The following is a 24,972-nucleotide window of genomic DNA, read 5'->3' as shown; positions in this document are numbered from 1 at the left end:
GTCCGCCGGAGAAATCCGCCCGATCAGCAGGCTGACCTGCGGGCGGGCCGCCGCACATCGACCTGCCGCTACCGGTTGTGGAGTTGGTGGAACGGGTCTAACGTCCGTTGCTTAAACCGGTTTAGTAGTTCGCCCGACGAGGGAGGTGCCGGTGACCCGGCCAGGTCGACCAACGATCCGCGATGTCGCCCGCGCCGCCGGCGTATCGAAGGGTCTGGTCTCCTTCGCGCTCAACGGCCGGCCGGGTGTGGCCGACGAGACGCGCGAGCGGATCCTCACCGCCGCCCGCGCCCTGGGCTGGGAGCCGAGCCACCGGGCCCGCGCCCTGTCGGCCTCGCGGGCCTTCGCGGTCGGCCTCGTGATCGCCCGCCCGCCCGAATTGCTCGGCGCGGACCCGTTCTTCCCCGCCTTCATCGCCGGGGTGGAGCGGACGCTGTCCGACCGGGGTCAGGCTCTCGTCCTGCAGGTGGTGCCGGAGTCGGCCGAGGAGGCCGGCTACCGAAAGCTGGCCGCCGACGGCCGGGTGGACGGGGTCTTCCTGCTCGACCTGCGGGTCGACGACCCACGGCTCGCCCTGCTGGAACAGCTCGGGCTGCCGGCGGTGACGATCGCCCGGCCGATGGCGCCCACCCGCTGGCCGGCCCTGCTGATCGACGACCGGCCGGGCGTCGCCGCAGCGGTCGCTCACCTGGTCGAGCTGGGGCACCGCCGGATCGCGCACGTCGCCGGGCCGGACCACTTCCTGCACGGCCGGGTCCGCCGGCTGGCCTGGGAGCGGGCGCTGGTGGACGCCGGTCTACCCGCCGGTCCGTGCGTGGCGTCGGACTTCTCGGCGGCCGGTGGCGCGCAGGCAACCCGCGAGTTGCTCGACCGGGCCGAGCGGCCTACCGCGATCGTGTACGCCAACGATCTGATGGCCATCGCCGGGCTCGCGGTGGCCCGGGAACTCGGTGTCGACGTGCCCGGGCAGCTGTCAGTGACCGGCTTCGACGACGCCGAGCTGGCCGGCTACGTCAGCCCGACGTTGACCACCGTGCGCACCGACCCCTTCGAGTGGGGTCGGGCGGCCGCGCGCGCCCTGCTCGAACTCATCGACGGCGAGCCCGTGGCCGACGTGCCCACGCCGCCCGCGCGGCTCGTCGTCCGGGCCTCCACCGCTCCACCACCGGCACCACCCGCCCAGCGGCGCCGCCCGCCCGCACCGTCCCGATCGGAGCAGACATGAAACGTACCCTCCCGGCCCTGCTGCTGACCGCCGCCCTCGCCGTCACCGCGGGCTGCGACGGCAGCGGTGGTGGCGGCGACGCCGCCGAGGCCAACGCCGCCCGCGGTCCGATCAACATCTGGCTGTCCAACAACCAGGAGGAGTTGGCCTGGGGCAAGGCGATGGTCGAGGCGTGGAACGCGCAGCACGCCGACCAGAAGATCACCGCGCAGGAGATCCCGGCGGGCACCAGCTCGGAGGAGGTGATCGGGGCCGCCATCACCGCCGGCAACGCGCCGTGCCTCATCTTCAACACCGCGCCGGCGGCCGTGCCGCAGTTCCAGAAACAGGGCGGGTTGGTCGCCCTGGACTCGTTCGACGGCGGCGCGGCATACGTCAACGAGCGCACCGGCGGCACGGCGGAGCAGTACAAGTCGCCGGACGGCAAGTTCTACCAGCTGCCCTGGAAGTCGAACCCGGTGATGATCTTCTACAACAAGACGATCTTCGCCAAGGCCGGCCTCGACCCGGAGCGGCCCTCACTGGCGACGTACGACGAGTTCCTCGCCGCCGCCCGGAAGATCAAGTCTTCCGGCGCCGCGCAGGCCGCCATCTATCCGGCGCCGACCAGCGAGTTCTTCCAGTCCTGGTTCGACTTCTATCCGCTGTTCGCCGCGGAGACCGACGGCAAGCAGCTCGTCGACCAGGGCAAGGCCCAGTTCGACTCGCCGGAGGGCCAGCGGGTCGCGGAGTTCTGGAAGACCCTCTACACCGAGGGGCTCGCCCCGAAGGAGAAGTACAACGGCGACTCGTTCGCCGACGGCAAGGCCGCCATGGCCATCGTCGGCCCCTGGGCGATCTCGGTGTACGGCAGCAAGGTGAAGTGGGGCGCGGTGCCGGTGCCGACGTCCACCGGCAAGCCGGCCGACCAGATCCGCACCTTCAGCGACGCGAAGAACGTCGCGATGTACTCCGCCTGCCAGAACCGCGCCACCGCCTGGGACGTGATGCGCTTCGCCACCAGCAAGGAACAGGACGGCGCACTGCTGGCCAAGACCGGCCAGATGCCGCTGCGCAGCGACCTGGCCGCCGCCTACCCGGACCACTTCGCCAAGAACCCGGCCTACCAGGCCTTCGCCGACCAGGCGGCCCGGACGGTCGAGGTGCCGAACGTGCCGAACTCGGTCGCCGTCTGGCAGGCGTTCCGCGACGCGTACTCCGAGTCGGTGATCTTCGGTAAGAAGCCGGTGCCCGACGCCCTCGCCGGCGCCGCGGACAAGGTCGACCAGCTCGCCGCCGGCTCCTGATGTCCACCGCCGACACCGCGGCGGCCCCGGTCACCGGGGCCGCCGCCCGGAGCCCGCGACCGGCGGGCCGGGGCCGGGTGACGGCCGTGCTGGGCCGCCACCCGGTCGGCATGGTGCTGGCCGCTCCCTACGCCGTGTTCATCGCCGTGGTGTTCGCCTACCCGCTGGGCTTCGCGGTCTGGATGAGCTTCCACGACTACTTCTTCGCCGCGCCGGGCGCGGCGGTGGACCGGCCCTTCGTCGGGCTGGACAACTACCGCGCGGTGCTCGCCGACCCCGCGGTCCGTCAGTCGTTCGGCAACATCGGGATCTTCCTGGTCATCAACGTGCCGCTGACCACGGTGCTGGCCCTGCTGCTGGCGGTCGCGCTGAACCGGGTGGTGCACGCCCGGACGTTTCTGCGGGTCGCGTTCTACGTGCCGTACGTGACCGCGAGCGTGGCGGTGGTCGGTGTGTGGCTGTTCCTGTTCAACTCCGACGGGCTGGTCAACTCGGTGCTCGGCCCGCTGGCGCCCGACCCGTCCTGGCTGGTCAACGCGGGACTGGCGATGCCGGTCATCGCGGTGTTCGTGGTCTGGAAGCAGCTCGGCTTCTTCATCCTGCTCTACCTCGCCGCGCTGCAGAACGTGCCCAGGGAGCTGTACGAGTCGGCGTCGGTCGACGGCGCGGGATGGTGGCGGCGGTTCCGATCGGTGACCGTGCCGGCGGTACGCCCGGCGACCGCCCTGGTGGTCATCCTGGCCACCATCACCGGCGCCAACCTGTTCACCGAGCCCTACCTGCTCACCGGTGGGGGCGGCCCGAACGGGGCGTCCGCCTCGCCGGTGCTGGTCATGTACCAGCGCGGCATCCAGCAGGGCCAGCCGGACGTGGCCGCCGCCATCGGCGTGCTGCTGGTGATCGGGGTGCTGATCATCTCGTGGGTCAACCGCCGGCTGATCGAGAGGGACTGACGTGACACCGACTTCCACCGCCCGGTGGCCGGGGCTGCTGCGTTACGTGGCGCTGTTCGCCGGGGCCCTGCTGTTCCTCTTCCCCTTCTACTACATGCTGGTCGGCAGCCTGCAGTCCGAACCGGACACCTCGGTGGCCGGGGCGTTCCCGACCTCCGGCCTCACCCTGGACAACTACCGGGACATCAACTCCCGGGTCGACCTGCTCGGGTCGCTGGTCAACTCCGGCATCTTCACCGGAGGGGTCATCCTCGGCACCGTGGTCTTCGGGGTGCTCGCCGGCTACGCGCTGGCCCGGCTGCGGTTCCGTGGCCGGGGCACGCTGTTCGCCCTGGTGCTGCTGGTCCAGGTGATCCCCTTCCAGCTCCTGCTGATCCCGCTCTACGTGCTGATCGTGCGCGGGTACGGGCTGGCCGACTCCTACCTCGGGATGATCCTGCCGTTCGCGATCAACACCACCGCGGTCTTCGTCTTCCGACAGTTCTTCCTGCAACTGCCGGACGAGCTGTTCGCCGCCGCCCGGATCGACGGCGCCGGGGAACTGCGGCTGCTCTGGTCGGTGGCGCTGCCGCTGGTCCGCCCCGCGCTGCTGACCGCGGTGCTGCTCACCTTCATCGGGCCGTGGAACGAGTTCCTCTGGCCCTTCCTGATCACCAAGCAGGCGGACATGCAGCCGCTGGCGGTCTCCCTGGCCAACTACATCAGCAACGTGGCGGCCCGCGCCGCCAACCCGTACGGGGCCGTGCTGGCCGGGGCCTGTGTGCTCGCCGCGCCGGCCGTCGGCCTCTTCCTGGCCTTCCAACGACACTTCATCTCCACCGACATCGGTTCCGGTGTGAAAGGTTGACATGCGTTCTCTCTCGACCACTGTCCCGTACACGCTGACCCGGCTGGGCGTGCTGATGGCGCCCGACCCGGCCGAACCGTTCGAGACCGCCGGGGTGCTCAACCCGGCGAGCGGGCGCACCCCGGACGGCCGGCTGCACCTGCTGCCCCGGCTGGTCGCCGACGGGAACGTGTCCCGCGTCGGGCTCGCCGAGGTCGAACTCCGCGACGGCGTACCGGTCGGCGTGCGCCGGCAGGGCGTCGTGCTGGCCCCGGACGAGGGCTGGGAACGCGGCCTGCACAACGCCGGGGTGGAGGACCCGCGCACCACCTGGGTGCCAGGGCTCGGCCGGCACCTGATGACCTACGTCGCGTACGGGCCGCTCGGCCCCCGCCTCGCGCTGGCCACCTCCACCGACCTGCGCTCCTGGCGGCGGCTCGGGCCGGTGCAGTTCGCCTACCAGCCCGACCTGGACACCGACCTCAACCTGTTCCCCAACAAGGACGCGGTGTTCTTCCCCGAACCGGTGCCCGGCCCGGACGGCCGGCCCTGCTACGCCATGCTGCACCGACCGATGTGGGACCTGGGCTGGTTCCGCCCGGGCGAGGGCGTGCACCTGCCGGCCGGGACCACCGACGAACGGCCCGGCATCTGGATCTCGTACGTGCCGGTGGACGAGGTGCACGCCGACCTCAGCGCGCTGGCCCGCCCCCGGAACCACCGGGTGGTGGCCCTGTCCGAGTTCCCCTACGAGGAGCTGAAGATCGGCGCCGGCCCGCCGCCGCTGCGGGTGCCGGAGGGCTGGCTGCTCATCCACCACGGGGTGACCGGTCACGCCCCCAGCGGCTGGGACCCGACCACCCAACGCGTCGAGTACTCCGCCGGGGCGATGCTGCTCGACCCGGCCGACCCGGCCCGGGTGCTGGCCCGCACCGCCGAGCCCATCCTCGCGCCGGACACCGAGGACGAGAAGGCCGGCACGGTGCCCAACGTCGTCTTCCCCACCGCGATCGAGGAGGTCGACGGCGTGCGTTACGTGTTCTACGGGATGGCGGACACCAAGATCGGCGTCGCCCGGCTCGACCACACCCCCTGAGCCACCGAGGAGACCGTCATGAAGCGTCGATCACTCCTGCTCGGCGGCAGCCTCGCGCTGACCGCGCCCCTGCTGGCGCCGGCCTCCGCCGGGGCCGCCCCCGCCACCTCGCTGACCAACCTGTCCCATCTGGACTTCCTCGGTGACCGCGTCACGCCGCCCGGGCAGGCCGGGCACACCACGTACCGGCTCGCCGACGATCCTTCGGTCGGGGTGCTGTGGACGTACGCCGACCCGAACCCGGACGGCACCTACCGCCGGGTCGGCGGTGGGACCTACCACCCGGAGACGGACACCTGGGGGCAGGGCGCCTTCAACGCCGACGACATCGCCCGCGCCGCCGTGGTCTACCTGCGGCACTGGCGGGCCACCGGCGCCGTCAGCAGCCGGGACGCCTCGTACGCCCTGTTACGGGGACTGACCTACCTGCAGACCGCCACCGGAGAGAACGCCGGGAACGTGGTGCTCTGGATGCAGCCGGACGGCACGTTGAACCCGAGCGCCGAGCCGGTGGAACTGCCCGACCCGTCCGACAGCGGTCCGTCGTACTGGCTGGCCCGCACAATCTGGGCGCTGGGCGAGGGGTACGCCGCCTGGCGTACCGCCGATCCCGGGTTCGCGGCGTTCCTGCGGGAGCGGCTCGACCTCGCCGTCGGTGCGGTGGAGCGTCAGGTGCTCGTGCGGTACGGCAGGTGGCAGGTCGTCGACGGCGAGCGTACGCCCGCCTGGCTGATCGCGGACGGCGCGGACGCCACCGCGGAGGCCGTCCTCGGGCTGGCCGCGTACGTGCGCGCCGGTGGTGGCGCCGGGGCGCGGCGGGCGTTGAGCCGGTTCGCCGAGGGCATCGCCGCGCTCTCCGACGGCGGCGTCCGGGAATGGCCGTTCGGCGCGGTGCGCCCCTGGGCGCTGTCCCGGTCGGTGTGGCACGCCTGGGGCTCGCAGATGCCCGCCGCGCTGGCCGTCGCTGCCCGCGTGCTCGGCGACCGGCGGCTGGTGACGCCGGCGGTGACCGACTCGGCGGTCTTCACGCCGTGGCTGCTGACCTCCGGCGGCCCGGACAACGGTCGGCAGCCGACAGCGACGGACCGGTCGCAGATCGCCTACGGCGTGGACTCCAGGGTGCAGTCGTTGCTCGCCGTCGCCGACGCCACCGGGCGCGCCGGGTTCCGGCAGCTCGCCGGGATGGTGGCGGCCTGGTACTTCGGCGCCAACGCGGCAGGCGTGCCCGGGTACGACCCGGCGACCGGGCGCACCGTCGACGGCATCGCCGGCGACGGGACGGTCAACCGCAACGCCGGCGCGGAGTCGACCATCCACGGCCTGCTCAGCATGCTGGCGCTGGACGCCCACCCGGAGGTAGCCGCGCTGGCCCGGCAGGGTCGGATCGTGACCCGGGTCGGCAGCACCATGGTGGAGGCCGAGCAGGCCACGCTGACCGGCGGCGCGAGCGTGGTCACCCCCGACCCGGCGTGGACCGGCGAGTCGGCGTTCAGCGGCGGGTACGCGCTGCTGCCGGCCGGCGCGAGCGCCCGCTGGCGGTTGCCGGCGGCGGAGCAGCCCCGGCTGGTGCTCCCGGTGGTCGAGTTGCGGCCGGGCAGCCGGGCCGTCACCAGGTGGTCCACCTCGACCGCCGGCCGGGAGCGGACCGTGGGCAGCGTCCGGCACGGGCGGGTCGGCGACCAGGGTGCCTCTCCGGCGCCCGGCGCGCTGCTTCCGGTGACGCCGAGCGGCCCGGCGGAGGCGCCGGCCGGCGGCGTCGACCTGGTGGCCGTCTCGACCGGTGGTGACGCCGTGGTCGACGCGGTCCTGCTCGAACCGCTGGTCTCCCGGTACGTGATCGCCGGCACCGGGTCGGCGACGGCGCTGCTGCGCAGTGCCGCCCGCACGCCGACGACGGTCACGGTCACCGTGCCCGGCTCGGGGACGGCGTGCGTCGAGACGTACGACGCGCGGGGCGTGCGGCGGACCCGGGCGCAGGTCCGGGGCGGCACGGTGCCGGCGGTGGTGCTGCCGGGCGGCTTCACGATCGTCCGGCGGTGACGGGCGCGGCCCGGGCGACCTTGTCGCCCGGGCCGCTACGCTTCGGCCATGTCGAGCTGGCGCGACCGGGTGGCGGCGACGGCCCTGGTGCCGGCGGTCGGCCTGGTGGCGCTCGTCGGCCTGCTGGTGCAGGCGGACGGCGTCGACACCGCCGCCGAGTCGGTGGCGCTGCTGGTCGTGCTCCTGTCGACTGCGGCGCTCTACGCCCGCCGCCGGTACCCGGTGGCGGTGGGCGTGGCGGCGCTGGCGGCGGTCAGTGCCTACGGGGTGCTGCTGCACCGGCCCGGGCCGGTCATGCTGGTGTTCGTCGTGGCGCTCTACACGGTGGTCGACGAGGGGCACCTCGCCGTCGCGGTGGGGCTCGGCGTCGCCTCGGTGGTCTCGTTCGCCGTTGCGGACGGCTACGACCGGACGGGCGCCGGCGGGAACGGCGCGACGCTGCTGCACGCCGGGTGGCTGGTCGCGGTGATCGTCGGGGTGACCCGGAACCGGCGGGCCTATCTGGCCGAGGTGCGGGCCCGGGTGCTCGCCGCGGAGCAGGGCCGGGACGAGGAGGCCCGGCGTCGGGCCACCGAAGAACGGCTGCGCATCGCCCGCGAGCTGCACGACCTGCTCGGTCACCACCTGTCGTCGATCAACGTGCAGGCGAGCGCCGCGCTGCACCGCCCCGATCCGGAACGGTCCGCGGCGGCGCTCGCCGCGATCAAGCAGACGAGCCGGGAGACACTGCGGGAACTGCGGGAGACGCTCGGCATCCTGCGCCGCGACGGCGACGCGCCGACCGCGCCCGCACCCGGGCTGGACCGCCTGGGCGAGCTGGTCGAGACGGCGGGGCGGGGCGGCGTACGGATCCGCACCGAGGTGGCCGCGACCGGGCCGCTGCCGGCGGAGGTGGACCTGGCGGCGTACCGGATCGTCCAGGAGGCGCTCACGAACGTCTCCCGGCACGCGGCCGCGACCAGCGCGGTGGTCCGGGTCCGGCCGGACCGCGACGGCCTGCTGGTGGAGGTGGCGGACGACGGCGCCGGCACCTCGTGCCCGCCCGGGAACGGGATCCTCGGCATGGGGGAACGGGCCCGGGCGCTGGGCGGTTCGCTGAGCGCCGGGCCCGGGCCGGACGGCGGATTCCTGGTCCGCGCCCACCTGCCGGTGCGGTCCGACCCGCTGCCGGCCGGCGCGGCGGTGCCGGCGCCGCGTCCGGAGCCGGGGGTGGCCGGATGATCCGGGTGCTGGTCGCCGACGACCAGACACTGGTACGCGCCGGCTTCCGCTCCATTCTCGACGGTGAGGACGGCATCGAGGTGGTCGGTGAGGCCGCCGACGGTGCCGAGGCGGTACGGCTGGCCCGGCGGCTACGGCCGGACGTCGTCCTCATGGACGTCCGGATGCCGCGGATGGACGGTCTGGCCGCGACCCGCGAGATCGCCGCCCACGCCGACGCCCGGGTGATCATCCTGACCACGTTCGACCTGGACGACTACGTCTACGGCGCGTTGCGGGCCGGCGCGAGCGGCTTCCTGGTCAAGGACACCGAGCCGGCGGAGCTGATCCACGGGGTACGGGTGGTGGCGCGGGGTGACGCGCTCATCGCCCCGGCCATCACCCGCCGGCTGATCGCCGAGTTCGCCGCCCGGGTCCGGCACCCCGAGCCGGGGCCCCGGCTGAACGCGCTCACCGACCGGGAGCGGGAGGTGCTCGCGCTCGTCGCCGCCGGCCTGTCCAACGACGAGATCGCGGCCCGGCTGGTGCTCAGCCCGGCCACCGCGAAGACGCACGTCAGCCGGATCATGACCAAGACCCGGATGCGGGACCGCGCCCAGCTGGTGATCCTGGCGTACGAGTCGGGGCTCACCGTGCCGGGCTGGCTCGCGCCCTCCTGACCAGGTTGGCCGGCGGCGCCGGTCAGGCGGTGCGGCGGGAGCGGGCCAGTGCCAGCGCGCCCAGCCCGACGCCGACGAGCCCCAGCACCACGCCCACGATCGCCCCGGCCCGCCCCTGACCGGTGCCGAAGCCCTCGGTGGTCAGCGCCAGGTGCGACGCGCTGAGGACCAGGCCGACCACCCCGACCGCCAGGGCCAGCGGGGCGCGGCGCCGGCCGGCGCCCACCCGGCGGACCGCCAGCCCTCCGATGATCACGCTGGCCAGACTCACCAGGGCGAACGCGGTGGCGCCGACCCGTCCGGAGCCGCCGACCCCACCGGCGGCGAGCAGATCGTTGATTGACATCGGAACTCCCTGAAGGTCGTGAGCTGCGGGTACGAGCGGGAGCGTATGGACGGGCCTTCCGGGAGCGCGTCGTGCCGGAGTTGCCGGTCGGGCTACCACCCGGGATGTACGCGCCGGGATCCCGTACTCCCGGGGTGGTGTCTCGACCCGGGGCGGTTGCTGTCCGGTTCAGCGGGTACCGCACCGGACATGCGCATCGTGATCGTGGGGGCCACCGGCAACGTCGGCACCGCCGTACTCCGCCGGTTGCGGCAGGAGTCGGCGGCCGAACTGGTCGGCGTGGCCCGCCGGCTGCCCGGGCCGGACGCCGGCGAACCGTACGACGACGTCCAGTGGCACTCCTGCGACATCGGCGCGCCCGGCGCGGCCGACGAGCTGGTGCGGATCTTCGCCGGGGCGCGGGCGGTCGTGCACCTGGCCTGGCAGATCCAGCCCAGCCACGACCGGCGCACGCTTCACCGGACCAACGTCGGCGGCAGCCGCGCGGTCGTCGAGGCCACCGTCCGGGCCGGCGTTCCCGCCCTGGTGTACGCCTCGTCGGTCGGCACCTACGCGCCCGGCCCGAAGGACCGCCCGGTCAGCGAGAACTGGCCGGCGACCGGGGTGGAGACGTCCTCGTACAGCCGGGACAAGGCGGAGGTGGAGGCGCTGCTGGACGACGTGCGGCGGGAGCACCCGGAGCTGCGCATCGTGCGACTGCGACCGGGGCTCATCTTCCAGCGCGAGGCCGGTACGGAGATCAGCCGCTACTTCCTCGGCCCGCTGGTGCCGGTGCGGCTGCTGCGCTACGGCCGGATCCCGCTGGTGCCGTCGCACCGGCGGCTGCGCATGCAGGCGGTGCACGCCGACGACGTGGCCGACGCGTACGCCCGGGCCGTCCTCGGCGACGCGCGCGGCGCGTTCAACGTGGCGACCGACCCGGTGCTCACGCCGGAGCTGGTGGCGCGGCACTTCCACGGCTGGACGGTCCCGGTGGCGGTGCCGGTGCTGCGTGGCGCGGCGGCGGTGACCTGGCGGGCCCGCCTGCAACCGGTGGACACCGGCTGGGTCGACCTGGCGTTGAACGTCCCGCTGATGTCCACCCACCGGGCCGAGACGGAACTGGGCTGGGCGCCCCGCGTGGACACGGTGACCGCCCTGCGGGACCTCATCGCCGGCATGGCGACGAGGGCCGGCACCAACGCCCCGCCCCTGTCCACGGACCCGACCCTCCCCGGCCGCCCCGCGGCCCTGACGAAGGGCGCCCTCCCCGGCCACCCCAACCCCTACTGACCCGCGCCACGGCGGTGAGAAGGTGCCCCTTCTCTACCGGAGGCGTTAAGAAGGGGCCCCGCCTTACCGGGTGACCGACGGGGGGCGGGCGCCGAGGAAGAAGATGCCGGGGAAGCCCTTCGTCTCGAAACCCCTGCTCGGGTTCCTCCGCAGCGTCGAGCTGGAGATCGTCATCGTGCCGGTGCGGTTGTTGCTGACGAAGAAGATGGCGCCGCCACCCTCGTTGGCGCTGTTGTCCTCGATGATCGTGCCGGCGAGCTTCACCGTGAACTCGTTGCCGTCGCAGTAGATCGCGCCGCCGCTGCCGCCGCCCGGCGTACCGCCCCGGGCCGGGTTCGCGCCGGTGCCGACCGCCCGGTTGTCGCGGAAGACGCTGTTCAGCACCGTCCAGGAGACACCGATGCTGCTCAGCGCCCCGCCGTTGGCGCACACCCCGCCGGTGAAGGTGCTGCCCACCACGTACACCGGCTTGTTCTCGAACTGGCTGAGCACCCGCAGCGCCGCGCCGCCCAGGTCGGGGCCGGTGCGGTCGCAGCGGTTGTCGACGAACCGCGAGTTGACCACCTTGACCCGCCCACCCCGGACGAAGATCGCGCCGCCCCCGCCGCCCTCGGTCCGGTCGCCGGTGGAGTTGCCGCCGGTGAACGTCAGGTTCTGCACGGTGAGCTGCGGGTGGTCCTGGTTCTGGCAGTGCGAGGTGGTGAAGCCCTGCGCCTGGTCACAGGTGTTCATGTAGAGGATCCGACGGCTGCCGCCGCCGCTCAGCGTGACCTTGCCGCCGCCGTCCAGCACGATGCGCGGGCCGTGCGCGTTCACCACCTTGGCGGTGGCCTTCATGGTGATGGTCACCGGCGCCGGGCCGCAGTCGAACGTGATGACGCCGCCGGCCGCGACCGCCTTCACCACCGCCGCCGAGGTGCAGCTCGCGGGTGTGCCGGTCCCGACGGTACGGGTCGGGCGCGACGTGTCCACCGCGCGCGCCTCGGCCGGCACGGTGGCCCGCCCGGCCGGGTTGCCGGCGCGCAGCGCGGGCGTGGCGGGGGAGGGGCTGGGCTTGGCGCTGCCGAAGCCGGCGCGGGCACTCGGCGAGGCCGCCGGCGCGTCGGCCGCCGGGCCGGCCGGTGTGCCGGCCGGGGTGCCGGTGGCGGCGGCCGGGGCGGGCCGGTCGGACGGGTCGTCGCCGCCACCGCACCCGGGCAGCGTGGCGGTGGCCAGGGCGAGGACGAGCAGGGAGACAGCGGACTTCACGCGCACCCGCCCGATGCTAGGAGGGCGGGCCGCTCCGGCACGACTCCACCGGCGATCCTTAACCCGCCGCTAAGCCACCCGCCGGGGCGTCAGGTGTGGGAGAGGGCGAACGCGACCAGGAAACCGAGCACGGTGATCAGGCCGACCAGCAGGTGCGCGTCCTCGAACGCCTCCGGGACCATGGTGTCGGTGATCATGGCGAGGATCGCGCCGGCCGCGAGCGCGGTGATGGTGGCGAGCACCTCGGGCGGGGCGCCGCCGAGCAGCGTGTACCCGGCCAGCGACGCGGCGCCGGAGATCAACGCGATGGCGATCCAGAGGCCGAAGACGTACCGCCGGGTCCGCCCGGCCTGCCGCATGCCGGCCGCGCTGGACAACCCCTCCGGCACGTTGCTGAGGAAGACCGCGATCACCGTGACGAAGCTGACCGGGCCGCCGGCCAGCAGGCTGGTGCCGATCACCACCGACTCCGGTACGCCGTCGAGCAGCGCGCCGACCGCTATCGCGTTGCCCGAACCGGGCTGCTCCTGCTCGGAGGGCTGCTCGTCGCCGGAGCGCTTGCGGTGCCGTGCCCCGCGCCGGGCCAGCAGCACGTTCGCCCCGGTGTACGCGAGCGCGCCGGCCGCCGCGCCGATCGCCACCGGCAGCAGGCCGCCCTGCTCGTGCGCCTCGTCGATCAGCTCGAACGAGACGGCGGAGAGCAGCACGCCGGCCCCGAACGCCATCACCGACGCGGTGGCCCGGCGCGGCACCCGTACGAAGAACCCGACGGCCGCCCCGATCAACAGGGCGGACCCGGCGAGCAGGCCCCAGAATCCCGCTTCCAACCACTCCGGCACGCGCAGGACCCTACCCCCGGCCCGGCGTCGTCAACCGGATCAGAAGTCGGCGAACAGGTAGGGCAGCTCACGCGGGAAGAGTCGACGCAGCTCGGTGGCCGCCTCCACCGGCACCTCACCCAGCCCGCGCACGGCCACCTCGGTCGGGTCGAGCACCCCGTACGCGAGGGCGGAGAGCCCGGCGGCGGTGAGCCGCGCACACGGCACGCTGCCCTCGGCGGCGTTGTCGGCCGGCAGCACCGCCAGCTTGCCGGTGGTGCCGTCGAGCAGGTGCCGGCCGGCGAGCCAACGGTCGCCGACCAGCTCGACGAGCACCCGGCCGACTCCGACCGGCTGGTCGGCGAGCGCCTCCAGGCTGAGCAGCCGGGCCATCGGCGCGGAGGAGTCGGGCCGGTGCACCCGAGCCTCGGTGTGCACCTCGACGTCGGTGAGCCACAGCTCGGGCAGTTCGTCCGGGAGCAGTTCGACGCTGATCTTCGTCACCTGGTCGACGTGCCGGGCGAAGAACTGGAGCAGCGACGCCCGCGCGTACGGGTCGTCGAAGAGCAGGTCGTCGGCGATCAGCGTGCCGGCGTGGTCGTCGATCCGGTAGGTGACAGCGCCGACCGTCTCGCCGCCGCGCACCACGCTGACCAGCCAACGGTCGTCCCGCTCGCGCAACCCGACCGCGCGGAAGTCGGGGAAGACCGCGAAGCCGTGCCGCTCGCGCAGGCACCGGTCGGTGTAGGCGCGCCACCGGGGATAACCCGCGCCGATCCGCTCCCACACCAGCTCGTCGGGCAGCTCGGCCCGCAGCAGCGGCGCCAGGTCCGCCGGGGCGAAGACCGCGGTACGCCGCCGGGGCAGCCCGACGTAGCCGAAGCGCTCGTAGAACGAGGCGCGGAACGGGTACAGCGCGCTGAGCTGGTGACCCTCGTCGCGCATCCCGTCGAGGAGCTGGTGCATCAGCGTCCGCACGTGCCCGCGCCGGCGGGCCAGCGGGTGGGTGGCCACCCCGGCGACGCCGGCCATCGGCAGCACCGCGCCGCGCAGGTTCTGCCGCATCGGGATCGCCGAGGCCGCCGCCGTGGTGACGCCGTCCTCCTCGACCACGAGCGTGGTGTTCCCCGCGTTGTACGGCAGGTAGGCCCGGAACTCGTCGGTCCGGGCCGCCGTCATCGGCGACGCCTCGAACGCGTACGCCTGTAGCGGGAAGCTGGTGGTCAGGCGGTCCTCGGTGGCCAGCCGGCGAATGTGCATCCGTTCATCCCAACGTGCCCGGGCGGGGGTCGCAACCCGAATCGGGCCCGGCTCAGGCCTCGGTGACGTCGGAGATGACCACCGTGACGTTGTCCGGCGCGCCGGCCTGGTGGGCCAGCTTCACCAACTGCTCGCCGCACTGCTGGCGGTCGCCGTAGGTGGCCAGCGCGGCGGCGATCGCGGCGTCCTCCACGTAGTCGGACAGGCCGTCGCTGCACAGCAGCAGCCGGTCGCCGGGGAAGACGGTGAGCGCGCCGACCGCGGGTGGCGCGTCCGAGCCCTGCACCGCGCGGGTGACCAGCGAGCGCTGCGGGTGGTGGCGGGCCTGGTCGCGGGAGAGCGCGCCCTGGTCGACCAGCGCCTGCACGAACGTGTCGTCGCGGGTGAGCTGGGTCAGCTCGTGGTCGCGCAACAGGTAGCAGCGGGAGTCGCCGACCTGGGCGAGGACCAGCGTGTCGCCGGCCAGCAGGGCGGCGGTCAGCGTCGTACCCATGCCGTCGCGGGCCGGGTCCACGGTGATGGCCGCGCGGATGCGCTGGTTCGCGGTGCTGACCACGGCGCGCAGCGCGTCGGCCGCCTCGTCGGCGGCGGTGGGCGGGGTCAGCTCGTCCAGAATCCGGATGACGATCTCGCTGGCCACCTCGCCGGCCGGCAGGCCGCCCATGCCGTCGGCCACCGCGACCAGGCGGTCACCGGCGAGGGCGGAATCCTCGTTGTTGGTCCGGACGAGGCCGACGTCGTTGAGGATCGCCGAGCGGAGGATGAGCGTCATGGGGACAAGCTTGCCAAGAAGAATGCCTTCGCGTCTCTACGCGTTGCCGGGTCGGCGGAAAGAAATGTCATCCCCTTGCATCCTGGGTATGTGTCAATTGTCCTTACCGGACGGACGCGGATAGCGCAGCAGCAGGCTGGCGCGGACCTGTTCGTCGCCCACCGTCGCGTAGCTGTGCGGCACGTCGGAGGTCCATCGCAGGTAGCCACCCGGGCCGGCGGTGAGCGGGGCGTCCACCGGCCCGGCGCGGAGCGTGCCGGAGAACACCGTCACGTGTTCGGTCACGCCGGCCTGGTGGGCGGGGGAGAGCTGCGCCGGCCCCGGGCTTACCCGCATCCGGTACAGCTCGTACGTCGCGTCCCGGTCGTGGAACACCTCGAGCAGCGTGGCGCCGACCGCGGCCCCGCGTACGGTCGGCGTCTCCTCGGGCGCCGACAGCACGGCGGTCAGCGGCACGCCGAGCTGCGCGGTGATCGCGTACAGCGTCTCCAGGGTGGGGTTGCGGGCACCGTTCTCCAGGCCGGAGAGCGTGGCCTTCCCGACCCCGGCCAGCCGCGCCAGCTCGGACAGGGAGATCCCCCGTGCCATCCGGAGGGCGCGGATCCGCGGGCCGACGTCCATGGGACTATCGTGCTACACCATGCCGTTCCGTAAACGGAACACCCGAGGAGGAAGCGTGGCCGGTCGACTCCAACCCGTGCTGGCCGGCGTGGTGACCGCCCTGGTCGGCTTCGCCAGCTCGTTCACCGTCGTCCTGGCCGGGCTGCGCGCGGTCGGCGCCGACCCGGCCCAGGCCGCCTCCGGCCTGCTCGCGCTCTGCGTGGCCAGCGGCGCCTGCGCGGTCTGGCTCGGCCTGCGGCACCGGCTGCCGCTCGCCATCGCCTGGTCCACGCCCGGCGCGGCGCTGCTCGTGGCCACCGGGCCGGTCCCCGGCGGCTGGCCCGCCGCGGTGGGTGCCTTCCTGCTCACCGGCGCGCTGATCGTCGCCGCCGGGCTGATCCCCGCGCTCGGCCGCGCGGTCGCCGCCATCCCCGCCCCGATCGCCGCCGCCATGCTCGCCGGGGTGCTGCTGCCGCTCTGCACCGCGCCGGTACGCGCCCTGGTCGAGGTGCCCCGACTCGCCGGGCCGGTGGTGCTGGTCTGGCTGCTGCTGCACCGGTTCGCCCGCCGCTGGGCGGTGCCCGGCGCGCTCGCCGTGGCCGTGGGGGCGATCGCGCTCACCACCACCGGCCCGGCCCGGCTGGACGCCGCCCCGGTGATCGCGCTGACCGCGCCGACCTGGACGCTGCCCGCGATCGTCGGGCTCGCGCTGCCGTTGTTCCTGGTCACCATGGCCGCGCAGAACGTGCCCGGCACCGCCGTGCTCGCCGGCTTCGGCTACCGTGCCCCGCTCGGCTCCGCGCTGCGCGTCACCGGGCTCGCCACCGCGCTCGGCGCACCGGCCGGCGCCCACGCGGTGAACCTGGCCGCGATCACCGCCGCGCTCGCCGCCGGCCCCGACGCCCACCCCGACCCGGACCGGCGCTGGATCGCCTCGGTCACCGCCGGCATCGGCCTGGCCCTGCTCGGCCTCGGCGCCGGCGTGGCGACCGCGCTGGTGCTGCTCTCCCCGCCGGTGCTGGTCGAGGCGGTCGCCGGGCTGGCCCTGCTCGCCGCGCTGGCCGGCGCGGTGTCGGCGGCGGTCGCCGAGCCGTACGCCCGGGAGGCCGCCGTGGTCACGCTGGTGGTCACCGCCTCCGGGGTCAGCCTGCTCGGCATCGGCGGCGCGTTCTGGGGCCTGGTCGCCGGCTGCCTGATGCTCCTGCTCTTCCACCGGCGTCCGACGATCCCGGTGGCCGTCCCGACGCCGGCCGATCCCGACGACCGGCCGGCTCGGACCGTGCGACAGATGGGCCCGAGCGGCCTGCAAACTTGATGGCCTAAACGGGTCGCAGCCGTGATGCATCTACGCCATCAAGTTTGCAGGCGCCACGCCGTCATGTTCCTGGCCGCGACGGTCAGGGAGTGGGGCGCGTTGACACCGGGGAAGGCCGCGGCCGATCGGGCGCATTTTCGTCGGCTCCCGTGGTCGGACGTGGGGCCATGACGTGCGGTCACTCCTCGGCAGGGAGCTCCGCCGCCGGGACGGTGAGGCGGACCGCGCCGTCGGCCACGGTGGCGATCCGATCGGCGAGCACGTAGACCGCACCGGTGTGGACCAGTTCGGTGGAGACCTTGAGGTAGCCCTCGCGCAGCAGCCGCGCGGCCAGGTCGGCGGGCACGTCCGGCTCGTCGACGGCGGCCGACTCGATCAGCTCGTCGAGGCTGCTGCCCGGGTCCACCGGGGCGGGAGCCTCCACGGTCACCGCGGCCGGGTCGCCGCGCCGGACGAGGTCCACGGTGCCGATCTCGACGCCTGTGGAGTCGACGACAGGCATGCCGGTGGTGACCCGGGAGACGGTGTCCTGCTGCTGGCTCATGCCGAAGCGGTTCCCGGGCGGCGCGGGCGCTAAACGGACGGGGCCCAGCCACCCGGCGGGCGCGGCGACAGCTCGCGCCAGGTGTCCGGCCCGTCGAGCAGCGCCCGGACCGTCTCCTCGGCCTCCTCGACGCTGGCGTGCTCGTAGAAGCGGGAGACCCCCTCGGCGCCGCCGGCCCGCTGCTCCACGTGCCAGCGGTCGCCGTCCACCCGGAGGAAGACGTCCCGCCGGGCGAGCCGCCCCCACTTCCCGTTCCACCAGTGCCTACGCTGCTCCATGGTCGGACTCTATCGAACATGTGTTCGATTCTCGTCGGCCCCCGCGAAATCTCCGCGGGGGCCGATGAGCTATGGCGTCAGCGCGGGGTCGGCGGCTCCTGCCGGCGGCCCAGCACGTCGTCCAGCGCGCCGCGCTGGGCGGGGGTGCCCTGCCCGCCGGCGAGCAGCGCGTCCCGGATCTCGGTGAGCAGCTTGACCTCCTCGCTGGGCGCCGAGGGCGGCGGCTCCTCGCCGCGCTTGCGCCGCTCGGCGAGCTTGTTCATGGGGTAGACGACCAGGAAGTAGAGCGCCGCGGCGGTGAGTGCGAACGTGATCACCGCGTTGACGAACGCCACCCAGTCGAACTCGATGCCGCGGAAGCTCGGCGTCGAGCCGCTGAGCCCGTCCTTGTTCCCGGTGATCAACACGATCACCACCCGCACCAGCGGTTCCAGGAACGACTTGGTCAGCTGCGTGACCACGCCGGTGAACGCGGCGCCGATGACGACGCCGACCGCCAGGTCGACGACGTTGCCGCGCATGATGAAGTCTTTGAAGCCCTTGAGCATTCGCACTCCCGTGCCGTCCGATTCTCGGTCCGGCAGACCCTATGCCCCGGACGGCCCCTCGAGAAAAGCACCTGCTTCGATCGCTGCCCGCTCCGGGTCGCCGGCCCGGATCGCCGCGACGAGTCGCCCGTGGTCGACGTACCGCTCCTCGGTCAGGGCGGTGCCCATGGCCTGGGCGACGGTGCTGCGTAGCGCGGCGCCGACCGACGCGTACAGCTCGGCGAGCATGGCGTTGTGCGCGGCGGCCACCACCACCGTGTGCAGCGCGGCGTCCGCCTCCACGAACTCGTCCACCCGGCCGGACCGCCACGCGGCCTCCCGGGCGGCGAGCGCGCCGTCCAGCGCCGCCAGGTCTTCCGGGGTACGCCGCAGCGCGGCGAGCCGGGCGGCCTCCACCTCGAAGGCGCGCCGGACCTCGACCACCTCGGCCATCCGGTCGTCGGTGAGCCGGCGGGCCACCACCGGGGCCAGCTCGTCGGTCGACACCACGTAGGTGCCGGAGCCCTGCCGGCACTCCAGCACGCCGGCGTGCACCAGGGCGCGGACCGCCTCGCGGACCGTGTTGCGCCCCACCCCGAGCGCGGCGACGAGCTGCGGCTCGGTGGGGATGCGCCCGCCCACCGGCCACTCGCCGCCCAGGATGCGGGCCCGCAACTGCTCGATCGTCCGGCGGACCCGGTGGCCGCGTGGCGGCACGGCGACGGAATCCACGACGGGTGTCACCGGTTACACCTGCTGCCGAAATTCATCCCATGATTGTAGGTTCGAGGTCATGACCCCGCCACCCCCACCCGCCGCGACCGCGCCCACCGCCGACGTCACGCCCGGGCCGGCGCCCGCGGCCGCACCCGACCCGGCGGCCGGACCGGCGTCGGCGGTCACCCCGGTGCGGGGCGGCCTGCTGGTGCTGGCCGGGATGCTGCTGGTCGCGCTGAACCTGCGGGCGGCGGTGACCAGCCTGGGCGCGCTGCTCGACGAGATCCGCGTCGGGCTGGGCCTCTCCGGCGCCATGGCCGGCGTGGTCACCACGCTGCCCACCGTCGCGTTCGCCGGCCTGGGCGCGCTCACCCCGTGGCTGGTCCGCCGCTGGGCCGCGCCCCGGGTGCTGGTGCTCGCCATGATCGCGCTGACCGCCGGGCAGGTGCTGCGCGCGGTCACCGGCTCGGTGGCCGTCTTCGTGCTCACCAGCGCGCTCGCGCTGGCCGGCATCGCGGTGGCGAACATCCTGCTGCCGATGCTCGTCAAGCAGCACTTCCCGCACCGCACCGGGCTGGTCACCGGGGCGTACACGATGGCCCTGACGGTGGGCACGACGGTGGCCGCCGCCTCCGCCGTGCCGGTGGCCCACGCCTTCGGCTCCTGGCGGGCCGGGCTCGGCGTCTGGGCCGGGCTGGCCGCGCTGGCGGTGATCCCGTGGGTGCCGCTCACGCTGCGGGCGCGCGCCGCCCGCCGGGCCGCCGACCGGGCCGCGACCCCGGCGGCGGTGGTCGCCGCCCCGGCCCGGGTGCGCCCGGGCCGCACGCGGCTGGGCTGGGCCATGGCGGTCTACTTCGGGGCGCAGTCGCTCAGCGGTTACGCGATCATGGGCTGGCTGGCCCAGCTGTTCCGGGACGCCGGCTACCGGCCCGAGTCGGCCGGCCTGCTGCTCGCCGGGGTGACCGCGCTGGGCGTGCCGGTGGCGCTGATGATGCCCACGCTGGCCGGCCGGCTGGCCACGCTGCGCCCGCTGGTGCTGTCGCTGACCGCGTTCTCCGCCGCCGCGTACCTCGGTCTGGCGCTCGCGCCGCGCGGCCTGGCGCCGCTGTGGGTGCTGCTGCTCGCGCTCGGCCAGGGGGCGTTCCCGCTCATCCTGACCACCATCGGGCTGCGCGCCCGCACCGCCGAGGGCACCGTGGCGCTCTCCGCCTTCGCGCAGAGCACCGGGTACGTCATCGCCGCGCTCGGCCCGCTGCTGGTCGGCATCCTCTACTCCGCGACCGGCGGTTGGACCGCCCCGATCGGCTTCCTGCTGCTGGCGCTCGCCGTGCAGACGACCGCGGGCATGGTGATCGCCCGTCCCCGCTACATCGAGGACGAGCGCTGAGCGGGGAGCGTCAGGAGGAGGCGGGGGTGGGGTCGCCCGCGACGGCCTCGTCCACCGTCGGGTAGGTGTGCAGCACCTCGACCAGGCCACTGACCTCGAGGATGCGCAGCACACCGCGCTGCGGGGCGGCCAGCCGGACCACGCCGCCGGCCTCGTCGCAGCTGTTCTTGGCGCGGACGAACACCGACAGCCCGGTCGAGTCGCAGAACGACACCTCGGCCAGGTCGAACACGAGGCGGCTGCGCCCCTTGTCCAGCAGGTCCGTGATCTGGTCCTGGAGCTGCGGTGCGGTGGCCATGTCCAGCTCACCCGCGACCGACACCACGACCACGTCGCCGCGCTGTTCCGTGTGCACCGTCAGGGACATTCGTCGACCTCCTGTGTTCGGTGGAACGGTATCCCACGATGACCGCGCCGCGCAGAACGGGAGCCGGCACAGGTGCTGTCGATCATTTCTTTGTCCCGTGGCAAGTAGTGCGACGGACCCCGGTGATAGAGTCCGCCCGTCCAGATCTGGGAGGTCAACGTGGCATTGAGCGCGGAACAGGGTGGTCGGCTCGCCGACCTGCTGAGTCGGCACGCAGACCGGTTGTCCAACCGCTGGATCGAGATCGTCGCCGCTTCGCTGCGCGGCCGGCTCAGCCGGGCCGAACTGGCCCGCCAGGTGCAGGAGCTGCACCGCGCCCTGGTCGACGCCGGCCGGCAGGGCCTCGGCGAGCTGGCCGACGAGCACGGCGGTGAGCTGCGGGCGGTGCTCGCGGAGCTCTCCACCACCCGGGCCCGGCAGGGATTCAGCGCCACCGAGACCGCGATCAGCGTGTTCGCGATCAAGGACGCCCTGCTGGAGCTGATGGAGGAGGAGCAGGGCGAGACCACGCTGCGCGACTTCGTCGCCTTCTCCGCGCTGGTCGACCAGATGGGGCTCTTCACCTTCGAGACGTTCGTCCGGGCCCGGGAGAGCCTGATCGCCGACCAGGCGGAGCAGCTGCTGGAGCTCTCCACGCCGGTGGTCAAGCTGTGGGAGGGCGTGGTCGCCGTCCCGCTGGTCGGCACGCTCGACTCGGCCCGCGCCCAGGTGGTGATGGAGCGGCTGCTCCAGACGCTCGTCGACACCGGCTCGCCGTACGCGATCATCGACATCACCGGTGTGCCGGCGGTGGACACCCAGGTCGCCCAGCACATCCTCAAGACCGTGGTGGCCGCCCGGCTGATGGGCGCCGACTGCATCATCTCCGGCATCCGACCGCAGATCGCCCAGACGATCGTCGCCCTCGGCATCGAGTTCGGTGACATCGCCACCAAGGCGAGCCTCGCCGACGCGCTGCGCCACGTGCTGCGCCAGACCGGGGTCGAGACCACCTCCCGCCGCGCCCGCCGGGAGGCGTGATGGAGCGGGTGCCGATCCTCAAGATCGGCGACATCCTGCTGGTCTCCATCCAGGTCGACATGTCCGACCAGACGGCGATCCAGCTCCAGGAGGACCTGGCCGAGCGGATCGTCGCCACCGGATGCCACGGCGTGATCATCGACATCACGGCACTGGACATCGTCGACTCCTTCGTCGGCCGGATGCTCTCCACCATCGCGTCCATCTCCAAGGTGCTGGACGCCGAGACGGTGGTGGTCGGGATGCGTCCGGCCGTCGCCATCACCCTGGTCGAGCTGGGCCTCTCGCTCAACGGCATCCGCACCGCGCTGAACGTCGAACGGGGCATGGAGCTGATCGCGGCGACCCGCGCCGACGACGGGGACGTGGCGTTCGACGACGAGGACGCCGACCCGACGGCGACGCCATGACCACCGGCCTCGACCTGGGGACGCCCGCGACGCAGGCGATCCGTAGCGACGAGGACGTGGTCCGGGTCCGGCAACTGGTGCGGACCACCGCCGTCGCGGTCCGGCTCTCCCTGGTCGACCAGACCAAGCTGGTCACCGCCGCCAGCGAACTGGCCCGCAACACGCTGATCTACGGCGGTGGGGGCAGCGCCGAGGTGACCACCGTCGCCGACGGCCGTCGCCGCGGCGTCCGTATCGTCTTCGCCGACCAGGGGCCGGGCATCCCCGACCTCGACCTGGCCCTCACCGACGGCTACACCACCGGTGGCGGCCTGGGTCTCGGGCTCAGCGGCGCCCGCCGGCTCGTCGACGACTTCGACATCAAGACCGCCGTCGGCGAGGGTACGGCGATCACCATCACCAAGTGGTCGCGGTGATCGCCGACGTCGTCCCCGACCACGGCGTGTGGTTCCGGGTCGACAACGGCGCTACCGCCGGCGGCGTACGCCGGGTGGCCGAGCGGCTCGGACGGCAGCTCGAACTGAGCGCGCCGCGCGTCGCGGACCTGGCCATCGTCACCGCCGAGATCACCAGCAACCTGGTCAAGCACGCCCGCGAGGGCGCCCTGCTGCTGCGTCCGGCGCGCCGCGACGGGCGGGCCGGGGTGGAGCTGGTGGCCATCGACTCCGGCCCCGGCATGGCCGACCTGACGCTCTCCTCGGCCGACGGGCACTCCACCTCCGGCACGCTCGGCATCGGCCTCGGCGCGATCACCAGGCAGGCGAGCCGGTTCGACGGCTTCTCGACGCCCGGTCGGGGCACGGTCCTGACCGTCCAGGTGTGGGACGGGCCACCGCCGGCGCCCGACTGGGCGGGTGGGCTGGCCCGGCCGATCACCGGCGAGCAGGACAGCGGCGACGGCTACGCGGTGCGGATGGCCGACGGGCGCCGGCAGGTGCTGGTCTGCGACGGGCTCGGGCACGGGCCGCTGGCCGCCGCCGCCACCGGTGCCGCGGTCGCCGCGTTCCGCTCGGCGCCGGCCGGCCCGCCGGACGTGGTGGTGCGGCACCTGCACGCCGCCATCTCGCACACCCGCGGCGCGGCGCTCGCGGTGGCCGAGCCGGATCCGGCGACCGGGCAGCTCCACTTCGCCGGCCTGGGCAACATCGCCGCCATGATCGTGGCCACCGGCGAGCGGCGGCGCGGCCTGGTGTCGCTGCCGGGCATCGCCGGGCACCAACGCCCGGCCATCCGGGGGTACGACTACCCGTTCCCGCCCGGCGCGACGCTGGTGATGCACAGCGACGGCGTGGTGGACCGCTGGGACCTGGACGACTATCCCGGCCTGGCCGTCCGTCCGCCGCTGCTGGCCGCCGCGACGCTGCTGCGCGACGCCGGGATCCGCCGTGACGACGCCTGCGTCCTGGTCGCCCGGGTGGCACGGCATGAGTGAACGCACCGAGCCGCTCCTGCACCTGGCGCTCCGGGTCGAGCAGGACATCTTCCTGGTCCGCCAGCGCGGCCGGGAGGTCGCGGCGGCCGTCGGGCTGGAGCACCAGGACCAGGTCCGGATCGCCACCGCGCTCAGCGAGGTGGCCCGGGAACTGTTGCGCGGGGTGGACGGCGCGGACGTCACGTTCGCCGTCGACCGGGACGCCACCTCCGGCCGGACCCGCCTCCACGTGGACCTGTCCCCGGTCCGTCCGCTCCCCGGCGGCCGGTACGAGCCGCAGTCCGGCGCGGTCGCGCGTCTGGTGGACTCGTTGCAGGTGATCACGGTCGAGGGCGATACCGTCGTGAGGATGTCCCGACGAGTACCGGACCACGCCGAGGAGCTGACGCCGGAACGCGCCGGCAAGCTCCGCGACGAGCTGGCCGAGCGCGCTCCGGGCTCCGCGCTGGACGAGTTGGCCGCGCAGAACGCCCAGCTCATCGCCGCGCTCGACGAGGTACGCAGCCAACGGGACGAACTGGCCGTGCTCAACTCCGAGCTGGCGGAGACCAACCGGGGCGTGATGGCGCTCTACAACCAGCTCACCGAGGAGTTGGAGGAGACCAACCGCGGCGTGGTGGCGCTCTACGCCGAGCTGGACGAGAAGTCGGCCCAGTTGCGGGCCGCCAGCGAGTCGAAGAGCCGGTTCCTGGCCAACGTCAGCCACGAGCTGCGTGCCCCGGTCACCGCGATCATCGGGCTGGGGCGGCTGCTGGCCGATTCCGCCTCCGATCCGCTCACCGGCGAACAGGCCCGCCAGGTGGGGCTGATCCGGTCTTCCGCCGGCGACCTGCTGGCCCTGGTCAACGAGCTGCTCGACCTGGCCAAGGCGGAGTCGGGCCGGATCGAGCCGGACTGGTCCGAGGTCGACCTGCGGGCGGTCTTCGGGCAGCTCCGCGGCACGCTGCGGGCGCTCGCCACCCGGCCCGAGGTGGAACTGGTGGTCGAGGAGCCGCCCGCCCCGGCCACGGTGCGTTCCGACGAGGTGCTGCTCGCCCAGGTGCTGCGCAACCTGCTGCACAACGGCCTGAAGTTCACCGAGCGGGGCGAGGTGCGGTTGCGCGCCGAACGCCGCGACGAGGCGTGGCTCCTCTCGGTCACCGACACCGGCGTCGGCATCCCGCCCGAGCTGCACGAGCGGATCTTCGAGGAGTTCTACCAGGTGCCCGGCACGACCCGGGTCGGCGGCACCGGGCTCGGCCTGCCGTACGCGCGGCGGCTGGTCACCCTGCTCGGCGGCACGCTGGAGTTGACCAGCGAACCGGGCCGGGGCAGCACGTTCACCGTGATCCTGCCCGTGGGCGGAGTGTGACG

At 73.9% G+C, this 24,972-nt stretch carries 27 protein-coding genes; 16 read left to right on the top strand and 11 right to left on the bottom strand.

Translation table 11 applies throughout. From position 1 onward, the window contains the following. Window positions 1–151 precede the first annotated feature (151 nt). From GA0070213_RS14665 to GA0070213_RS14630, 8 genes are read left to right on the top strand one after another with little or no spacing between them, the layout of a single operon-like run. Window positions 152–1,225, top strand: a complete 1,074-nt coding sequence (locus GA0070213_RS14665) for a LacI family DNA-binding transcriptional regulator (RefSeq protein ID WP_091063251.1) — start codon at window positions 152–154, stop codon at window positions 1,223–1,225. Then, window positions 1,222–2,511, top strand: coding sequence for an ABC transporter substrate-binding protein (locus GA0070213_RS14660; RefSeq protein WP_091063020.1), 1,290 nt, complete (start codon window positions 1,222–1,224; stop codon window positions 2,509–2,511). The genes GA0070213_RS14665 and GA0070213_RS14660 overlap by 4 nt, the downstream gene beginning before the upstream one ends. Further along, window positions 2,511–3,464: a carbohydrate ABC transporter permease gene (locus GA0070213_RS14655; RefSeq protein WP_091063018.1), complete on the top strand. Its 954-nt coding sequence runs from the start codon at window positions 2,511–2,513 to the stop codon at window positions 3,462–3,464. Before GA0070213_RS14660 ends, GA0070213_RS14655 begins: the two co-directional genes overlap by 1 nt. A gap of 1 nt (window position 3,465) precedes the next feature. Then, entirely contained in the window at window positions 3,466–4,311 is an 846-nt protein-coding gene (locus tag GA0070213_RS14650; RefSeq protein ID WP_217628616.1) for a carbohydrate ABC transporter permease, read from the top strand. A gap of 1 nt (window position 4,312) precedes the next feature. Further along, a complete protein-coding gene (locus GA0070213_RS14645) occupies window positions 4,313–5,386 on the top strand; it encodes a glycoside hydrolase family 130 protein (protein WP_217628615.1) in 1,074 nt (357 codons plus the stop codon). An 18-nt stretch (window positions 5,387–5,404) separates the two neighbouring features. After that, on the top strand, window positions 5,405–7,426 hold the full coding sequence (locus tag GA0070213_RS14640) for a hypothetical protein (protein ID WP_091063016.1): 2,022 nt from the start codon (window positions 5,405–5,407) through the stop codon (window positions 7,424–7,426). A 48-nt stretch (window positions 7,427–7,474) separates the two neighbouring features. Next, window positions 7,475–8,647: a sensor histidine kinase gene (locus GA0070213_RS14635; RefSeq protein WP_091063014.1), complete on the top strand. Its 1,173-nt coding sequence runs from the start codon at window positions 7,475–7,477 to the stop codon at window positions 8,645–8,647. After that, complete coding sequence (locus tag GA0070213_RS14630) at window positions 8,644–9,306, top strand: response regulator transcription factor (RefSeq protein WP_091063011.1); 663 nt, start codon at window positions 8,644–8,646, stop codon at window positions 9,304–9,306. Before GA0070213_RS14635 ends, GA0070213_RS14630 begins: the two co-directional genes overlap by 4 nt. A gap of 22 nt (window positions 9,307–9,328) precedes the next feature. Here the strand turns inward: GA0070213_RS14630 and GA0070213_RS14625 are convergent, their stop codons facing one another. Next, on the bottom strand, window positions 9,329–9,652 hold the full coding sequence (locus tag GA0070213_RS14625; RefSeq protein WP_091063010.1) for a DUF6223 family protein: 324 nt from the start codon (window positions 9,650–9,652) through the stop codon (window positions 9,329–9,331). A gap of 189 nt (window positions 9,653–9,841) precedes the next feature. Here GA0070213_RS14625 and GA0070213_RS14620 point away from each other — a divergent pair, with 189 nt between their 5' ends. Continuing rightward, the gene (locus GA0070213_RS14620) at window positions 9,842–10,924 is read left to right on the top strand and encodes an NAD-dependent epimerase/dehydratase family protein (protein WP_091063008.1); all 1,083 of its coding nucleotides are present in this window, start codon (window positions 9,842–9,844) and stop codon (window positions 10,922–10,924) included. A 63-nt stretch (window positions 10,925–10,987) separates the two neighbouring features. Here GA0070213_RS14620 and GA0070213_RS14615 read toward each other — a convergent pair whose 3' ends face one another. The 5 genes from GA0070213_RS14615 to GA0070213_RS14595 form a co-directional block, all read right to left on the bottom strand. Then, window positions 10,988–12,172 carry a hypothetical protein gene (locus tag GA0070213_RS14615; RefSeq protein WP_091063243.1) on the bottom strand — a complete coding sequence of 395 codons (1,185 nt, stop codon included), beginning with the start codon at window positions 12,170–12,172 and terminating at the stop codon, window positions 10,988–10,990. An 89-nt stretch (window positions 12,173–12,261) separates the two neighbouring features. Next, on the bottom strand, window positions 12,262–13,011 hold the full coding sequence (locus tag GA0070213_RS14610) for a ZIP family metal transporter (protein WP_091063006.1): 750 nt from the start codon (window positions 13,009–13,011) through the stop codon (window positions 12,262–12,264). Window positions 13,012–13,050: 39 nt separating this feature from the next. Then, window positions 13,051–14,250: a GNAT family N-acetyltransferase gene (locus GA0070213_RS14605; protein WP_091063004.1), complete on the bottom strand. Its 1,200-nt coding sequence runs from the start codon at window positions 14,248–14,250 to the stop codon at window positions 13,051–13,053. Between the two features lie 52 nt (window positions 14,251–14,302). Continuing rightward, window positions 14,303–15,022, bottom strand: a complete 720-nt coding sequence (locus GA0070213_RS14600; protein ID WP_091063003.1) for a PP2C family protein-serine/threonine phosphatase — start codon at window positions 15,020–15,022, stop codon at window positions 14,303–14,305. 93 nt (window positions 15,023–15,115) lie between these two features. Next, window positions 15,116–15,643 (bottom strand): helix-turn-helix domain-containing protein, encoded by a 528-nt coding sequence (locus GA0070213_RS14595; protein WP_091063000.1) that lies wholly within the window; start codon window positions 15,641–15,643, stop codon window positions 15,116–15,118. Between the two features lie 55 nt (window positions 15,644–15,698). Between GA0070213_RS14595 and GA0070213_RS14590 the strand changes: the two genes are divergently transcribed. After that, entirely contained in the window at window positions 15,699–16,937 is a 1,239-nt protein-coding gene (locus GA0070213_RS14590; RefSeq protein ID WP_091062998.1) for a benzoate/H(+) symporter BenE family transporter, read from the top strand. 178 nt (window positions 16,938–17,115) lie between these two features. On the opposite strand, the gene GA0070213_RS14585 is transcribed toward GA0070213_RS14590, so the two are convergent. The 4 genes from GA0070213_RS14585 to GA0070213_RS14570 form a co-directional block, all read right to left on the bottom strand. Continuing rightward, entirely contained in the window at window positions 17,116–17,481 is a 366-nt protein-coding gene (locus GA0070213_RS14585; RefSeq protein ID WP_091062996.1) for a hypothetical protein, read from the bottom strand. Between the two features lie 29 nt (window positions 17,482–17,510). Then, window positions 17,511–17,759 carry a hypothetical protein gene (locus GA0070213_RS14580; protein ID WP_091062994.1) on the bottom strand — a complete coding sequence of 83 codons (249 nt, stop codon included), beginning with the start codon at window positions 17,757–17,759 and terminating at the stop codon, window positions 17,511–17,513. Window positions 17,760–17,836: 77 nt separating this feature from the next. Next, window positions 17,837–18,307 carry a large conductance mechanosensitive channel protein MscL gene (mscL, locus tag GA0070213_RS14575; RefSeq protein WP_091062992.1) on the bottom strand — a complete coding sequence of 157 codons (471 nt, stop codon included), beginning with the start codon at window positions 18,305–18,307 and terminating at the stop codon, window positions 17,837–17,839. A gap of 39 nt (window positions 18,308–18,346) precedes the next feature. Next, window positions 18,347–19,030 carry a FadR/GntR family transcriptional regulator gene (locus tag GA0070213_RS14570; RefSeq protein WP_091062990.1) on the bottom strand — a complete coding sequence of 228 codons (684 nt, stop codon included), beginning with the start codon at window positions 19,028–19,030 and terminating at the stop codon, window positions 18,347–18,349. Between the two features lie 49 nt (window positions 19,031–19,079). Between GA0070213_RS14570 and GA0070213_RS14565 the strand changes: the two genes are divergently transcribed. Then, window positions 19,080–20,390 (top strand): MFS transporter, encoded by a 1,311-nt coding sequence (locus tag GA0070213_RS14565; protein ID WP_091062988.1) that lies wholly within the window; start codon window positions 19,080–19,082, stop codon window positions 20,388–20,390. A gap of 10 nt (window positions 20,391–20,400) precedes the next feature. Here the strand turns inward: GA0070213_RS14565 and GA0070213_RS14560 are convergent, their stop codons facing one another. Beyond that, window positions 20,401–20,757, bottom strand: a complete 357-nt coding sequence (locus tag GA0070213_RS14560) for an STAS domain-containing protein (RefSeq protein WP_067310147.1) — start codon at window positions 20,755–20,757, stop codon at window positions 20,401–20,403. Between the two features lie 159 nt (window positions 20,758–20,916). On the opposite strand from GA0070213_RS14560, the gene GA0070213_RS14555 reads away from it, so the two are divergent. The 5 genes from GA0070213_RS14555 to GA0070213_RS14535 are packed head-to-tail and all read left to right on the top strand — an operon-like array spanning window position 20,917 to window position 24,970. Further along, a complete protein-coding gene (locus GA0070213_RS14555) occupies window positions 20,917–21,777 on the top strand; it encodes an STAS domain-containing protein (RefSeq protein ID WP_091062986.1) in 861 nt (286 codons plus the stop codon). Beyond that, on the top strand, window positions 21,777–22,187 hold the full coding sequence (locus tag GA0070213_RS14550) for an STAS domain-containing protein (RefSeq protein ID WP_091062984.1): 411 nt from the start codon (window positions 21,777–21,779) through the stop codon (window positions 22,185–22,187). Before GA0070213_RS14555 ends, GA0070213_RS14550 begins: the two co-directional genes overlap by 1 nt. After that, complete coding sequence (locus tag GA0070213_RS14545; protein WP_091062982.1) at window positions 22,184–22,603, top strand: ATP-binding protein; 420 nt, start codon at window positions 22,184–22,186, stop codon at window positions 22,601–22,603. Before GA0070213_RS14550 ends, GA0070213_RS14545 begins: the two co-directional genes overlap by 4 nt. Beyond that, a complete protein-coding gene (locus tag GA0070213_RS14540) occupies window positions 22,600–23,619 on the top strand; it encodes a SpoIIE family protein phosphatase (RefSeq protein WP_091063239.1) in 1,020 nt (339 codons plus the stop codon). The genes GA0070213_RS14545 and GA0070213_RS14540 overlap by 4 nt, the downstream gene beginning before the upstream one ends. After that, a complete protein-coding gene (locus tag GA0070213_RS14535; protein ID WP_091062980.1) occupies window positions 23,612–24,970 on the top strand; it encodes a sensor histidine kinase in 1,359 nt (452 codons plus the stop codon). The genes GA0070213_RS14540 and GA0070213_RS14535 overlap by 8 nt, the downstream gene beginning before the upstream one ends. Window positions 24,971–24,972: the final 2 nt, after the last annotated feature.

The sequence above is a fragment of the Micromonospora humi genome (assembly GCF_900090105.1).
In the GTDB taxonomy this organism is placed as follows: domain Bacteria; phylum Actinomycetota; class Actinomycetes; order Mycobacteriales; family Micromonosporaceae; genus Micromonospora; species Micromonospora humi.
This window is presented reverse-complemented; position numbering and strand designations above follow the sequence as displayed.

Excerpts from the sequence above, each read along its gene's own strand:
- GA0070213_RS14660 (WP_091063020.1), top strand. The coding sequence starts at position 1,222 with ATGAAACGTACCCTCCCGGCCCTGCTGCTGACCGCCGCCCTCGCCGTC.
- GA0070213_RS14655 (WP_091063018.1), top strand. The coding sequence starts at position 2,511 with ATGTCCACCGCCGACACCGCGGCGGCCCCGGTCACCGGGGCCGCCGCC.
- GA0070213_RS14645 (WP_217628615.1), top strand. The coding sequence starts at position 4,313 with ATGCGTTCTCTCTCGACCACTGTCCCGTACACGCTGACCCGGCTGGGC.
- GA0070213_RS14640 (WP_091063016.1), top strand. The coding sequence starts at position 5,405 with ATGAAGCGTCGATCACTCCTGCTCGGCGGCAGCCTCGCGCTGACCGCG.
- GA0070213_RS14635 (WP_091063014.1), top strand. The coding sequence starts at position 7,475 with ATGTCGAGCTGGCGCGACCGGGTGGCGGCGACGGCCCTGGTGCCGGCG.
- GA0070213_RS14630 (WP_091063011.1), top strand. The coding sequence starts at position 8,644 with ATGATCCGGGTGCTGGTCGCCGACGACCAGACACTGGTACGCGCCGGC.
- GA0070213_RS14625 (WP_091063010.1), bottom strand. The coding sequence starts at position 9,652 with ATGTCAATCAACGATCTGCTCGCCGCCGGTGGGGTCGGCGGCTCCGGA.
- GA0070213_RS14620 (WP_091063008.1), top strand. The coding sequence starts at position 9,842 with ATGCGCATCGTGATCGTGGGGGCCACCGGCAACGTCGGCACCGCCGTA.
- GA0070213_RS14605 (WP_091063004.1), bottom strand. The coding sequence starts at position 14,250 with ATGCACATTCGCCGGCTGGCCACCGAGGACCGCCTGACCACCAGCTTC.
- GA0070213_RS14600 (WP_091063003.1), bottom strand. The coding sequence starts at position 15,022 with ATGACGCTCATCCTCCGCTCGGCGATCCTCAACGACGTCGGCCTCGTC.
- GA0070213_RS14595 (WP_091063000.1), bottom strand. The coding sequence starts at position 15,643 with ATGGACGTCGGCCCGCGGATCCGCGCCCTCCGGATGGCACGGGGGATC.
- GA0070213_RS14585 (WP_091062996.1), bottom strand. The coding sequence starts at position 17,481 with ATGAGCCAGCAGCAGGACACCGTCTCCCGGGTCACCACCGGCATGCCT.
- GA0070213_RS14580 (WP_091062994.1), bottom strand. The coding sequence starts at position 17,759 with ATGGAGCAGCGTAGGCACTGGTGGAACGGGAAGTGGGGGCGGCTCGCC.
- mscL (WP_091062992.1), bottom strand. The coding sequence starts at position 18,307 with ATGCTCAAGGGCTTCAAAGACTTCATCATGCGCGGCAACGTCGTCGAC.
- GA0070213_RS14565 (WP_091062988.1), top strand. The coding sequence starts at position 19,080 with ATGACCCCGCCACCCCCACCCGCCGCGACCGCGCCCACCGCCGACGTC.
- GA0070213_RS14560 (WP_067310147.1), bottom strand. The coding sequence starts at position 20,757 with ATGTCCCTGACGGTGCACACGGAACAGCGCGGCGACGTGGTCGTGGTG.
- GA0070213_RS14550 (WP_091062984.1), top strand. The coding sequence starts at position 21,777 with ATGGAGCGGGTGCCGATCCTCAAGATCGGCGACATCCTGCTGGTCTCC.
- GA0070213_RS14545 (WP_091062982.1), top strand. The coding sequence starts at position 22,184 with ATGACCACCGGCCTCGACCTGGGGACGCCCGCGACGCAGGCGATCCGT.
- GA0070213_RS14535 (WP_091062980.1), top strand. The coding sequence starts at position 23,612 with ATGAGTGAACGCACCGAGCCGCTCCTGCACCTGGCGCTCCGGGTCGAG.